Annotated in this window: 9 protein-coding genes; 4 read left to right on the top strand and 5 right to left on the bottom strand. The window is 59.7% G+C overall.

Features of this window, described 5'->3' with window-relative positions:
• Positions 1-131 precede the first annotated feature (131 nt).
• The 3 genes from FMN63_RS19850 to FMN63_RS19840 all read left to right on the top strand — a co-directional run bounded on the left by FMN63_RS19850 (position 132) and on the right by FMN63_RS19840 (position 4,093).
• Complete coding sequence (locus FMN63_RS19850) at positions 132-1,601, top strand: MFS transporter (protein WP_148585902.1); 1,470 nt, start codon at positions 132-134, stop codon at positions 1,599-1,601.
• Positions 1,602-1,948: 347 nt separating this feature from the next.
• Entirely contained in the window at positions 1,949-3,052 is a 1,104-nt protein-coding gene (locus tag FMN63_RS19845) for a PAAR domain-containing protein (RefSeq protein ID WP_148585901.1), read from the top strand.
• 57 nt (positions 3,053-3,109) lie between these two features.
• The gene (locus tag FMN63_RS19840) at positions 3,110-4,093 is read left to right on the top strand and encodes a hypothetical protein (protein WP_148585900.1); all 984 of its coding nucleotides are present in this window, start codon (positions 3,110-3,112) and stop codon (positions 4,091-4,093) included.
• A gap of 21 nt (positions 4,094-4,114) precedes the next feature.
• On the opposite strand, the gene FMN63_RS19835 is transcribed toward FMN63_RS19840, so the two are convergent.
• From FMN63_RS19835 to FMN63_RS19820, 4 genes are all read right to left on the bottom strand, one after another.
• Positions 4,115-5,440, bottom strand: a complete 1,326-nt coding sequence (locus FMN63_RS19835; RefSeq protein ID WP_148585899.1) for a DUF930 domain-containing protein — start codon at positions 5,438-5,440, stop codon at positions 4,115-4,117.
• A gap of 106 nt (positions 5,441-5,546) precedes the next feature.
• Complete coding sequence (gene rpoD, locus FMN63_RS19830; RefSeq protein ID WP_148585898.1) at positions 5,547-7,532, bottom strand: RNA polymerase sigma factor RpoD; 1,986 nt, start codon at positions 7,530-7,532, stop codon at positions 5,547-5,549.
• Between the two features lie 531 nt (positions 7,533-8,063).
• On the bottom strand, positions 8,064-10,010 hold the full coding sequence (gene dnaG / locus FMN63_RS19825) for a DNA primase (protein WP_148585897.1): 1,947 nt from the start codon (positions 10,008-10,010) through the stop codon (positions 8,064-8,066).
• A gap of 174 nt (positions 10,011-10,184) precedes the next feature.
• Positions 10,185-10,679: a GatB/YqeY domain-containing protein gene (locus FMN63_RS19820; protein WP_162530082.1), complete on the bottom strand. Its 495-nt coding sequence runs from the start codon at positions 10,677-10,679 to the stop codon at positions 10,185-10,187.
• 245 nt (positions 10,680-10,924) lie between these two features.
• Here FMN63_RS19820 and carA point away from each other — a divergent pair, with 245 nt between their 5' ends.
• Positions 10,925-12,109, top strand: a complete 1,185-nt coding sequence (carA, locus tag FMN63_RS19815) for a glutamine-hydrolyzing carbamoyl-phosphate synthase small subunit (protein ID WP_148585895.1) — start codon at positions 10,925-10,927, stop codon at positions 12,107-12,109.
• 163 nt (positions 12,110-12,272) lie between these two features.
• Here carA and FMN63_RS19810 read toward each other — a convergent pair whose 3' ends face one another.
• Positions 12,273-12,710: a MerR family transcriptional regulator gene (locus tag FMN63_RS19810; protein WP_148585894.1), complete on the bottom strand. Its 438-nt coding sequence runs from the start codon at positions 12,708-12,710 to the stop codon at positions 12,273-12,275.
• Between the last annotated feature and the right edge of the window lie 324 nt (positions 12,711-13,034).

Below are 13,034 nucleotides of genomic sequence, written 5' to 3'. Positions count from 1 at the left end.
TCGACATGAACCTCGGGGCCTCCACGGCTTCGTCATCACTCCATACCGGCAGCATAATAAAAAAATAAAAAACTTTCTTTATTCCCCCCCCTCACATATAAAAAGAAAATCCTTTCTTTATTGAGGTTCCCATGTCCGTCTCTTCGCCAGCGCATGTGCCTGCCAACAATTCACTCTTCGCGCCGGAACGTCTCACCGGCACTCTTGCGCTTATGCTGGGGGTCGGGTCTCACGCCATCAACGGCTTTGTCACAACCGCGGTCCTGCCGGATATCATACGGGATCTCGGCGGCCAGGATCGGGCGTTCTGGGTGTTTTCCTCATTCGAGATGATGGCGATCCTGGCAGGTTGCCTCACAGGTGCGGCTAAGGTCCGTTTTGGTGCCAGACATCCTTTCCTGTTGGCGTCCTTTCTGCTGGCCAGCGGCTCGGTTCTGGCCGGGCTGTCGGTTTCCCTGGAAGGGCTGATTGCCGGGCGCGCGCTGCAAGGGTTCGGCGAAGGCATGATCATCGCGCTGTGCTACTCGCTGATACCGGATCTCTTTCCCAGCAACATTGCCCCGCGTGTCTTTGCCATGCTGGCGGCCGTGTGGGCTGTCGCAGCAGGCATAGGCCCGGTTTCAGCTGGCATCCTGTCCGAACTCTGGTCGTGGCGTGCCGCCTTCCTGATCAATATACCGCTGGTGCTGCTGCTGTTCGTGCTGATGAACAGTGCCCTGCCCGCAAGTGCGGTCCGTCCGGCCCCGTCAAGCGTTTCCAAGGTCAGAAAGTCCCCCGTCCGTCTGCTGGTCCGCCTTGGCCTGCTCGCTGCCAGCATCTTTCTCCTGACCGTTATCGGCGAACTGCATACGGCCCTGCCGCTTGCCCTGACGATCATGGCAGGCCTCGCGACCGCGGCCATCCTTCTGACCTACGACGCTGCCAGCCCGCAGCGTCTCTTCCCGCGTGATGCCTTCCGGGCACACACCCTCATCGGCCTCGGCACCTGGATCGTTTTCCTGATCTCCGCAGCCGCTGCCGTGCGTGCAGTCTTCGTGACAACGGTGGGCCAGGTCTACTGGGCGCTCAGCGTAACGCAGGCAAGCTATGTTGCCGCCGGTCTCGCCTTCTCCTGGTCGACTTTCGCCTTCATCTCCTCCCGCGCGCCCTCGCGCCAGTGCGAGTTGACCTATCTGACGATTGGGCCCTTTCTGATCGCCGGCGGTTTGACCCTGACCGCAGTTGCCATAACGACCGCTTCCCTGCCGTTGTTTGCACTCGCCGCGGTCGTGGCCGGTGCGGGGCATGGGCTGTGCAACCAGATCCTGATGCGCTCGCTGATGTATACGGCGGAGGGCGAAGACCATAACCTCGTCTCCAGCATCCTGCCGACGATCTCCTCCGCGGGCATTGCCATCGGCGGAGGCCTCACCGGCTTGATCGCCATCGTCACCGGCCTCGTGGCGCCCGGGTCGGAGGAGCTGCTGACCCGGGAAGCCGTTGCCCGATCAGGTGCCTCGATCTTCTACATCAATGCGGGTCTGACACTGGTTCCAGCCCTGGCCATGCTGGTTCTGCGCCAGCGTCTGATCGCTCGGGAAAGCGTCGCCTCGGAAGAATAGCCTGCAGGGTGCGGCCCCATAAATGAAGACGGGATGGCGTGAGGCATGGCATAAGAAATGGCGAAACCGCGTCAGGAGGTGTGCGCTGAGCGGGCTTTATGCCCGATAAAGCAAGTTGACGACACGCGGTGAAGCCATTTCTCATGTATGGGGCCACACCCTGGGGCATGAACTTCCGGCGAGCATCGCTGCGCACCTTCGTGACGGAAAACGATTGCCGCACTTCGGCTGAGCCTTGCAAGAACGCAGGACCACTTCGATTTGGTCTGCCCAATGCCTATACGCAGTATTGACAGGGTTAAACAACTTCTGGATGATCCAGAAGTTGTATTTAGACCGGTTTATATATGCGTTTTCCTGCCGCTCGTCTCACCGACCTGCATACCTGTCCCATGTGTATGGGGGTTCCCGCACCAATCGTCTGGAAGGGTGCCTATACCGTGCTCACCGGCATGCTGCCGCAGGCACGCGTTGGCGACATGTGCGTTTGCGTCGGACCACCGCCACCTGTCGGCGGCGATCCTATCATCACGGGCGCCTGGAACGTTCTGGTCGAAGGCAGCCCGGCAGCGCGGATGACCGACCTGACCGCAAAGGCCGGCACAATCATGACAGGCCTGCCGACGGTTCTGATCGGAACGCAGGGTGGTGGCGCTGGCGGAGGTGGAGGCGCAGGCAGCGCTGCCCCACCGGCGAAAAGTCCACACAAGTTCTCCGCGGGAGCGGAAACAGGTCGCGAGAAACCCTACAAGGAAAGATACAACTCGAAAGGCATTCAGGTTCAGCAGCCAGACACCGAGAAGCTTTCCCTGAAGGACCAGCTGAAAGAGAACGCCGAAGTCAGCGCCGGTTACGAACATGAGCTGTTCAACAAGGAAAAGGACTTCTGGGAATCGGAAGGCGGTCATTTCAAGTCCGGGGCGAGCGCGGAGGCGAAACTCGGTATCTCCGGCGACATCAACGGAGACTTTGCCGCTGGAGCCTATGCAAACGCGAAAGTTGCCGTCATCACCGGGAAGGCAGAAGGAAAGACGCTCAACGGGCTGGCCGAGGGCAAGGTGGAAGGCGAAGCCTTGTCCGCGTCAGCCGAAGGCGGTGCCGGCTTCAGAAAATCCGAAGATTTTACAGGGGTGGAAGGCAAAATCGGGGGTGAACTCGTTCTGGTGCAAGGCAGTGCCGAAGGCGCCATTAACATCAGCCCCAAAACCCTGTACGACAACACCCTTGGCCCGTTCCTGAGCTGGGCGAGCGGAGATCCGGCAAAACGAACACTCGACAGTGCCTATGACCACGGACTGCGGATCGGAGGCAGGGGCGAAGCCGGCGTAGGGGCTGCAGCCGGGGCCAGCGCGCAGCTCGGCAAGATCGACGGCGTCTATGGCCTGACTGCGGAAGCCAAGGCAGGGGCCGGCCCAATGGCGGGCTTCAAGGTCTTTGTCGGAGTTTATTAGACAGGCCGGCCTCCCATCCGGGACCGCCGGCAACAACACCCAAGGGTGACGATCGGAATGACCACAGAGGACTATGTCGCCGCCGAACTGACTGCAATCAGCCAGGCTCCCTTTGCGTTCCAACTGCTGCTTCCAGGAAGCTGGGAAGTGAAGCAGGTCAACGAGCAGCCCCTCACGGCGGACGATCCCACCATCATCGCGGTCTTCGAGCCTCCCGTGGCGGCGAATACCTCCGTCCAGGTGATCGGCATTCTCCTCAACAACGAGATCTCCGCTGCACATTGGCTCGAATACTACTGCTCCCTGTCGTCCTGGCAGGTCGACACGCTGGAGCCGATTGATGCCCGGCGCGCACGCGCAAGCTGTTTCGTCCGGGCCGAAGGCCATGAACTGCGTGGCCTCGTCACCGTCACGGTGAATGGCGACACGCTGATCTTGATCCAGGCCTTTGTCCCCTCCAGCGAGTTCGCCGCCCTTTCAGACATCGTCAACATGGCCGTCAGGTCGTTCCGCACCGAGCAGGTGAAGCAACCGAATGTGATTGAGGACTGGAGCAGTTTTTCCCTGTTCCAGGACATCGGCTTCTTTTTCCCCGCGTCCTGGCATGTCAACCAGCCGCAATCCGGCCTGGCAGACCGCATGGCCATTGATTTTGCCCGTACCGGTTCAAATGGCGAGATCCTGGGGTTCGCCAGACTGAAGGCCATCAACGCACAGCAGCCGGTCGACCTTGTTGAGGAACTGGGCAAGACCCGGCGCGAGTTCGAAGGCTCCAACATCGTGTTCGACGCTGGCGCAACCTCAAAGACCGTGACACTTGACCCGCCGTTTATCGAAGCCACCGAAGTCACGGTTGGAGCCCGTACCAACGAAGGCGATGACCCGCTGGAATTCACCACCCTTGCGATGAGAACCCCGTCACACGTAATCATCAGCTCCATCCTGGGCCCGGATCGCAAGACGTCGTTCTACAATTGGGCCGTGAATAGGCGCGCCCATGAAATCGCAAACGCGTCCCTGCAATTCAAGAATCAGTCGTAAGCATCACCCGGCAGGCGGGCATCAAAAGCCCGTCAGGCCCCGTTCCAGCCACTGGCTCTGCGGGATCTCCTTACCGATCTTGAACGAGAACCGCTCCACGCGCGTTACACCGGCATCCGTTTCACAACGGAAAGCAACATCGAACCAGCGACCGAGACTGCGGAAAGCCGCGATACGCGGTTGCAGCACAGTGCCGCCGCGCGGCCGGAACGACGGCAACAACTCAGGCGGCAAGGCACTGACAGAGGCAATCTGTTCCCTGAGTTCGGTCATGCACAAAAGGTTCAGCCGTTGGCCCTCGGTCATGCCGCGCATGGCTGTGCGCGCCTGCGGATCGTCCAGAATATCGCGTGAATAAAGTTCGCGTGCCGCAATCATCCCGGCGGGCGGGCCTTCAGAGCCTCCGGATGCCCGCCCCCCGCCGCCCTGCCTGTGCGCTGTAGAGGCCGCCGGTTTTGGCGGTTTGGGTGCCGGTGTCTTGTTGGTTGCAATCGGCCCGACAATGCCGAAATCCTCGGCGGGCAGCTCTCCGGTCTCGCTCGTGTCCGTTTCCGCGCCGGTTCCCGCGATCTCTGACGGCACAGCGTCCGGCTGGTCGGGTGTTTCGGCAACATCCGACGCTTCGTCCGGTGCTTCGCTGTCATCGGCAGTGTCATCCGGGGTCGTGTCTTCGGGAGCGGTGTCTTCGGCCGCCGTATCCTGCGCTTCCTCGGGAGTATCTTCCTGCGGCGCGTCGGTTTCAGCCGTATCGCTCTCCTGGCCTTCGCCCTCACCTTCCCCTTCACCAGCGTCTGTTTCGCCCGCCTTGGCGTCATCCGTCTGCGCGTCGGCTTCCGCCTGCTGCTCACCCTCAGCGGTCGCGCTCTCTGCAGACGCCGGCGGCGTTTCCTCTTCCCCTTGCGGGCCCGTGTCTTCTTCGCCGAATTCGGTCACTTCCTGCAGAACGGAAGGCTCTGGCGGAGCTTCCGGCGTCTCGGCAAGGTCTTCCTGTTGGGGAGCAGGTGGCGGTGGTGGAGGAGGTGGCGGCGCTGGAGCTTCTTCAGCCTGTTCCTGTTGCGGCTGATCGGGCTGTTCCGGGGTCTCGACCTCTTCCTGCTCAGGCTGCTCCGGTTCAGGCTGCTGCAACTCGGCAGGAGGTGTCTCTTCCTCCTCCGGCGGCGGAGGCAGCAATTCCACTTCGACAACATCCCTGAGAGGCTCGGTCGTGTACCCCGACACCCCTTCGAGCAGCATCAGGGCCACCAGCGCATGCAGCACTGCGGAGATCGCGAGACCCCACAGGAACAGCCGTCGGTCCGCAGGCTCAGTCCCGACCATGTTCCGGTCCATGTCGGCGGTGATGGCCAATAGAGCGCCCTTAAAGCAAAGTTGCCGGTTGATTTCTGGTGCGAAGTTTCAAAAAAACCCGGCGTCTCCGCCGGGTTCTTCGATGTTTCAAGCTCTTCCCGGCAGGTTAGCTGTCCAGGAACGAACGCAGCTTGCGAGACCGGCTCGGGTGCTTCAGCTTGCGCAGCGCCTTCGCTTCGATCTGGCGGATACGTTCGCGGGTCACCGAGAACTGCTGACCAACCTCTTCCAGAGTGTGGTCGGTGTTCATGCCGATGCCGAAGCGCATACGCAGCACGCGCTCTTCACGCGGAGTGAGCGAGGCAAGCACGCGGGTGGTGGTTTCACGCAGGTTGGACTGGATGGCCGCATCGATGGGCAGAACCGCGTTCTTGTCCTCGATGAAATCGCCCAGGTGAGAATCTTCCTCGTCGCCGATCGGCGTTTCGAGCGAGATCGGTTCCTTGGCGATTTTCAGAACCTTGCGGACCTTTTCCAGCGGCATCTGCAGCTTTTCAGCCAGCTCTTCCGGGGTCGGCTCGCGTCCGATTTCATGCAGCATCTGGCGCGATGTCCGGACGATCTTGTTGATCGTCTCGATCATGTGCACCGGAATACGGATGGTGCGGGCCTGGTCGGCGATCGAACGGGTGATCGCCTGCCGGATCCACCACGTTGCATAGGTGGAGAACTTGTATCCGCGCCGGTATTCGAACTTGTCCACCGCCTTCATCAGGCCGATGTTGCCTTCCTGGATCAGATCCAGGAACTGAAGGCCGCGGTTGGTGTATTTCTTCGCGATGGAAATCACGAGACGCAGGTTCGCCTCGACCATTTCCTTCTTCGCGATGCGTGCCTCGCGTTCGCCCTTCTGCACCATCGCAACGATGCGGCGGAATTCGGTGATTTCCAGGCCGGTTTCAGTGGCCAGCGTCTGGATGTCCTGACGCAGCTCGCGAACCGTTTCCTTTTCCTTGGCGATGAAGTTCTTCCAGCCGCGCGTGGAAAGGTTGGCCACCTTGCGCAGCCAGTTCGGATCAAGCTCTGCGCCCTGATACTGCTTCAGGAAGTCCGTGCGGTCGACGTTGTAGCTGTCGGCCAGACGCAACAGACGGCCTTCATACCCCATCAGGCGCTTGTTGATGTCATAGAGCTGGGCAACCAGGGCGTCGATACGGTTCTGGTTGAGCGACAGGCTCTTCACATCAACGATGATGTCTTCTTTCAGCTTCTTGTAGCGGCGCTCCTGGCTAGGCGACAGGGTCTTGTTGGCCAGCTTGTTTTCCACCAGCTGATCCTGCAGGCGGCGAAGCTTCTTGTAGTTGTCGGCGATGTTGTCGAAGGTTTCCAGAACGCCCGGCTTCAGTTCGGCTTCCATGGCGGACAGGGAAACGTTGGACTCGAACTCGTCGTCATCGTCGTCGTCGCCCTCGCCTTCTTCGCTTTCGGTGTCTTCCGACGCACCGCCGGAATTTTCCGAATTGCCTTCACCAGGCGCGACATCGTCATTGGCAACGGCAGGCCCCGCCTTGGCGTCGGGCCCGGCATAGGTTGCTTCCAGATCGATGATGTCACGCAGAAGAACCTGCGCTTCGTTCAACTCGTCGCGCCAGATGATGATGGCCTGGAAGGTGAGCGGGCTTTCACAAAGACCCGCGATCATTGCCTCGCGGCCAGCCTCGATGCGCTTGGCAATCGCGATTTCGCCTTCACGCGACAGCAATTCCACGGACCCCATCTCGCGCAGATACATGCGCACGGGGTCATCGGTGCGGTCGGCCGGCTCTTTCGTGGTGGTCTTGGCAACCGCTGTGGTGCTTGCCGCCACCAGGTCGCCGCCATCGACCTCTTCAGGCCCTTCTTCGGCCTCGTCGGCCTCGATCACATTGATGCCCATGTCAGACAGCATGGACATTGTGTCTTCGATCTTTTCAGATGACACCTGCGACGAGGGCAGAACTTCGTTCAGTTCGTCATAGGTCACATAGCCGCGCTTCTTGGCGGCTTTGATCATCTTTTTGACAGCGGCATCCGACAGGTCCAGCAGAGGGCCGTCAGGGCCATCCGTGCTCTGCTCCTGAGTGTCGTCTGCTTGTGTCGCTTTGGCTACCATATTGTGCTCCAGTTCGCGGCCGGTCCGGCCACGCCGCGCCCCTTGTTTGGCTTCAACCCAATTCCGCCTCAGCGCGCCAGCAATTGCTGCGGCGGCGTCTGAAAGAATCACTGTTAGTAAGGTTGTAAGCCGTGTCCCTTAAGTCCCAATTAACCGTACACTTTTCGACATTGGCATATTTCAGCATCGACGCAGCACACGGCCTTTTCTGAAGGCATCCGGAAACGAATGCGTAAAAGGTGTTCATTCGGGTTGCAGCTATATTAAGACTTTTGCCGCGAGCAGGCTTGGAAGCTCCGGCGCATGAGGGCTGCAAACGTTCTATTTAGCTCGGCTCACACGATTCGCAAGTGTGATTCGTCACTGGTCAATCGGAAAATGCCATTTTTGTGCCTCTGCGAACACCAAAAAGAGCTATTCCAGACCCAACTCAGGCCAGGCTCGGAAAAACGGATAGCCGCTCAGAAAGCTCCCTTTCCGGCGAGTTGAGCCGGAAATGCCACCACATCAGTCACCGTCAACCGCCGCGTCTCAATGCGCTGCCACCGCGACCGGAGGCGCCGTGCGAATTTTTTTCGCGCGTTCGGCAAGATCGGCTTCATCGCGCGCACATTCTTCCCGACGTCTGCTCAGATCCTGTGTCAGCGCCTGAATGCGCATCCAGGAATGTTCATCAAGCTGCTCGTCCGCGGTTGCCAGTTCCGACGACAATTCGTCTTCCAGAGCATTGAGTTCCAGAACATCGAGAAAATGCAGATAGGCCGCTTCGATGAAATCCTCCGGCGGATTGGATTTCAGGAGCGGGAAGCGGTGTATCAAGGCGGAAAACTCAGCCCCTCGCTGCTGCTGCATCCCGATGGTTTCCAGCATCATCTCGCCCATGATGTCCCGAAGCGGCTCCTCGAAGCCGCTGGTCAGTTTGGCAATGGGCGTTGCTTCCAGATCGTCGACGATCCGGCACAGGATGTCCCGGAGCTCCCTGTGCAGGTCATTGGCGAAAGGCAATCTGGAAAACCGTTCGAAGTTCCGGTCCAGCAGATGCGGAAAGCGCATGCTCAGTCCAAGCACCACACGCTCCGTTCCGAAATCATGACTGGCCGAAACCCGCTCGCGCGCCATGCCAAGCGGCACGGCCGCCTCGCCTGAACCGCCTGCGCGGCCACCCTTGCCACCCTGCCGGGACTGGCGGGCCTGCTCGAAGAAGAGGTTCGACAGCTTGAACTTCAAATCGAGCTGGTAACGCCTGCGTACCCGCTCGTCGCGAATGGTGCCGATCAGATCGTCGAACCGTTTTTCAAGAGCTGCCTTGCGTTCAGGCGTATCCAGCCGGGAAACGGAGATCTCCCTGTCCCAGACCACCTCGAACAGCGATTGCGCCCGTGCCACCTCTTCATGAAAGCCGGAAACTCCGCGCTGCTTGACCAGGTCATCGGGGTCCATGCCATCGGGCAGGAAGCAGAACTGGAAGGAATAGCCACTCTTGAGCACCGGGAAAATCCGGTCGATCGCCCGGTGCGCCGCAGAAACCCCAGCCGCGTCACCGTCGAAGCAGATCACCGGCTCGGGCGCGAATTTCCACAGCCGCACCACCTGGTCTTCGGTAAAGGCCGTTCCCAGAGAAGCGACCACGTGGTGGATGCCTGCCTGCCAGAGGGCAATGGCATCAAGATAACCTTCCACCACCACGGCCTCACCGCTCTTGAAGGCGGGCTCGCGTGCACGGTGCGCGTTGAAAAGCATGACGCCCTTGTGAAACAGCGGTGTTTCCGGCGAGTTCAGGTATTTCGGTTGGCCCTCGGGAGACAGCGTCCGCCCACCAAAGGCGACAACCCGGCCGCGGTCGTCCTGGATCGGGATCATCAATCGGCCACGAAAGCGGTCGTAGGAGGGGCGCCCATCCTCCGGCTTGATGATCAATCCAGCCTCGATCATGTCAGCTTCGGGGATCTCGCGCGCGGCAAGATATCCCTTCAGCGCGTCCCGGCTTTCAGGGGCGAACCCGAACCGGAACTCACGCAAGGTTTCCTGGGTCAGGCCGCGTTTCTGTGTGTAGACGCGGGCGGTATCACCGCGCGGGCCGGCAAATTCGTTCTGAAAAAACTGCGCCGCCATTTCGCAGATGTCGGCAAGCCCTGCCCGCTTCTTTTCGCGCCGCGCCGCCTGGGGATCGGGCGCGGGCAGCCCCACGCCCGCCTGCTCGGCCAGGCGCTCGACAGCCTCGGGAAAGCTCAGCCCCTCGGTTTCGCACAGGAAGGTGAAATGATCGCCGGACGCCCCACAGCCGAAACACTTGTAGCGGTTGCGCCGGTCATCAACGTGAAAGCTGGGGCTCTTTTCCTGATGGAAGGGGCAGCAGGCCCAATAATCGCCCTTGCCGGGCTGCGTCTTGCGCCTGTCCCAGGTCACACGCCGCCCCACGACCTCCGATAACGTCAGCCGGGCACGGATTTCATCGAGGAGACGCGGTTCAAAACGCATGGAACAGTGTTGACGCCCAGGTTCACGGAATACGGCTTTCTGCCACCGGCACACTCAGGCGCCGACGGTCAGTCCGCCAAAATAGAATGTCTTTGAGGCTGTTTCCAGTGGCACCGGACCACCTGCCCGGTTTCTGGAAATATTGTGCATAAGCTTGCCGGCCGTGGTGTCGGGTCAGTCCTGCTTTCCGGTGCCGTTGCTGCCCTGCTCGCCGCCATCGGCCCGCAGCATGTCCTTGACCAGGCAGGACGCCTGCACGAAGTCCATTTTGCCCGGATACCGGCTCTTCAGTTCGTTCATGCAGCGGCCGATATCGCGCAGACCATGTGCGTCGATCTCCCTGACCGTCTCCTCGCAGATCTTCTGCATTTCGTCGTCGCTGAGCTGAACAGGCAGAAATTCGCGAATAATTTCACGCTCTTCACGCTCCTGCTCGGCCAGATCAAGCTGCCCGCCGCTTTCGAACTCTTCCGCTGAAGTTTCTCGCTGACGGATCATTTTCTGAAGGATCTCAATCACTTCAGCTTCGTTGACGCCGTCCTTGCCGTTTTCACGCGCAGCAGCCTCACGATCCTTCACGGCGGTCTGCACAAGACGCAACGTGGCGGACCGGCGCTTGTCGCCAGTATCCTGCGCCGCTTTCAGGGCAGCATTGATTCTTTCGCGCATGATGTCGCGCATGGTTCACCCTACCCCTGTCGCGCTGAGGCACGGCGCTCAGGGGCGCCATTCCATTTTCTCAGCCAAGCCATTGAATTTTAAAGATCTTTTTTCAGAGGATCAATATTGACGATCCAAGCCGCTTCCCATAGAGTCCCGCGCTTAATGCAGGCAGCCATTTGCGAGCTTTCCAGCCCGCCTCAGACGCCCTTCCTGCAGCGCATGATGTCACCAACAAGATCTGGAAACAAGACATGACGACTGCAGACGCATGGTCCGAGACCCCGGCGACCGCCCTGCTTGTGCTCTCCGACGGCAGTGTAATCGAAGGACAGGGCCTCGGTGCTACCGGCCAAGCCGTTGGTGAAATTTGCTTTAATACGGCAATGACGGGCTATCAGGAGATCCTGACCGACCCGTCCTATTCCGGTCAGATCATCACCTTCACATTTCCGCATATCGGCAATGTCGGCACGAATGATGAAGACATCGAGACGGTCAACATGGCCGCGGACAGCGGCATCCGCGGTGTCGTGCTGGCAGCCTCCGTCACCGATCCGGCCAACTACCGGGCAGCGAAACACCTCGACGCCTGGCTGAAGAGCCGTAACCTGATCGGCATCAGCGGCATCGATACCCGTGCCCTGACTGCGCTGATCCGCGAAAAAGGCGTCCCCAACGGCGTGATCGCGCATTCGCCGGACGGCACATTCGATGTGGATACGCTGAAAACTGCCGCAGCAAACTGGTCCGGCCTTGTGGGCATGGACCTTGCCAAGGACGCCTCGACCTCCCAGTCGCACCAGTGGCACCAGACAACCTGGAAATGGAACGAAGGCTTCGGAGAGGCGCAGGGCGGCAAGTTCAAGGTCGTCGCCATCGACTACGGCATCAAGCGCAACATCCTGCGCCTGCTGACCGATGCAGGCTGTGACGTCACCGTTCTTCCGGCGACCGCAACGGCCGAAGACGTTCTGGCGCATGCCCCTGATGGCGTATTCCTGTCCAACGGACCGGGTGACCCTGCCGCCACCGGTGACTATGCCGTCCCGATGATCCGGAAGATCGTTGACTCAGGCGTTCCCACGTTCGGGATCTGCCTCGGTCACCAGATGCTTGCGCTGGCGCTTGGCGGCAAGACCCTCAAGATGCATCAGGGACACCACGGCGCCAATCATCCGGTGTTCGACCACACCACCGGCAAGGTCGAGATCACATCGATGAACCACGGTTTTGCGGTAGATGCAGAAAGTCTGCCGGACAATGTCCAGCAGACGCATGTTTCCCTGTTCGACGGCTCCAACTGCGGCCTTGCCATGAAGGACAAGCCTGTCTTTTCCGTCCAGTACCACCCGGAAGCATCACCTGGTCCCCGCGACAGTCATTACCTGTTCAAGCGGTTCACCGATCTGATGGAAAGTGCAAAGTCGGCAGCCTGAGTTCATGAGGGTCCGGGAGCCGGCGGCTAGCGCCGCTCTCCCCTGCGCTGCAGGTTGATGCTGACAGCGGTCAAACCGTTCCGGAAACGAATGCTCGGTCAAACAAAAACCCCCGGCTCGCACTGCGCGCCGGGGGTTTTTGTTGGCATGATGCCCGAATGCGTTATTTGACCAATTCGTCAAACGCCGTCAGGATCTCGCCGACTTCCGCAATCTGCTCGTCAAGCATCTGCTTCTGCTCGGCAAGGATGTCTTGCTGCGCCAGGCAGATTTCCTGAAGTTCCTTGAACTGGTCTTCCCGCTTGTCGTTGCCTTCCACCAGCTTGATGACGCGACGGATCTCGGCAAGCGTCAGGCCGATCTTCTTGGCCTGCAGGATTACCCGCATCCGCGAAACATCACGCGGACCGTAGAAACGGCGCGCCCCCTTGCGAACTGGATTGAGAAGGCCTTTTTCTTCGTAAAATCGAAGAGTTCGGAGGGTGACGTCGAACCGTTCGGACATTTCCGAGATCGCAAGATTGCGATCGTCCAGCATCACTTCTTCTCCTGGCCCGGCAATATCCGGCACCACGACCATTTTGGTTGCTACATTGTTCATTCTATTAAGCCCGATCTTGTCTTTCTTGTTCCAGGTCTGGCCGGGTCTTGCTGCACTCCTGAATCGCTGGTCCCACCACCAACTCATCAGGTCCCACTAGCACCGCAAGTGCAGCCTCTGTCGCTTTGAGCGCAACGCTCTCCGCTTCAGAAGCTCCCAACGCCAAACTCATAGGAGACTAAGCAATAGTTTAATACACCGGATTGACAGTTAAAATCTAGGTCAAAAATAGGTATATTGGCGCGTTTTTATGAAAGTTTCAGTTACGCGAAAACCAAAACTAGAAAATAACCAGAAAGGACACGCATCCATGATTGTCTATTC

Source organism: Stappia sp. BW2, from assembly GCF_008107695.1.
GTDB lineage: Bacteria > Pseudomonadota > Alphaproteobacteria > Rhizobiales > Stappiaceae > Roseibium.
The sequence above is the reverse complement of the archived record's forward strand: the minus strand, read 5'-3'. Positions and strand labels throughout refer to the sequence as shown.

Bases quoted from the DNA above. Each gene is read 5' to 3' on its own strand.
- FMN63_RS19850 (WP_148585902.1), top strand. From the start codon at position 132: ATGTCCGTCTCTTCGCCAGCGCATGTGCCTGCCAACAATTCACTCTTC.
- FMN63_RS19845 (WP_148585901.1), top strand. From the start codon at position 1,949: ATGCGTTTTCCTGCCGCTCGTCTCACCGACCTGCATACCTGTCCCATG.
- FMN63_RS19840 (WP_148585900.1), top strand. From the start codon at position 3,110: ATGACCACAGAGGACTATGTCGCCGCCGAACTGACTGCAATCAGCCAG.
- rpoD (WP_148585898.1), bottom strand. From the start codon at position 7,532: ATGGTAGCCAAAGCGACACAAGCAGACGACACTCAGGAGCAGAGCACG.
- dnaG (WP_148585897.1), bottom strand. From the start codon at position 10,010: ATGCGTTTTGAACCGCGTCTCCTCGATGAAATCCGTGCCCGGCTGACG.
- FMN63_RS19820 (WP_162530082.1), bottom strand. From the start codon at position 10,679: ATGCGCGAAAGAATCAATGCTGCCCTGAAAGCGGCGCAGGATACTGGC.
- carA (WP_148585895.1), top strand. From the start codon at position 10,925: ATGACGACTGCAGACGCATGGTCCGAGACCCCGGCGACCGCCCTGCTT.
- FMN63_RS19810 (WP_148585894.1), bottom strand. From the start codon at position 12,710: ATGAACAATGTAGCAACCAAAATGGTCGTGGTGCCGGATATTGCCGGG.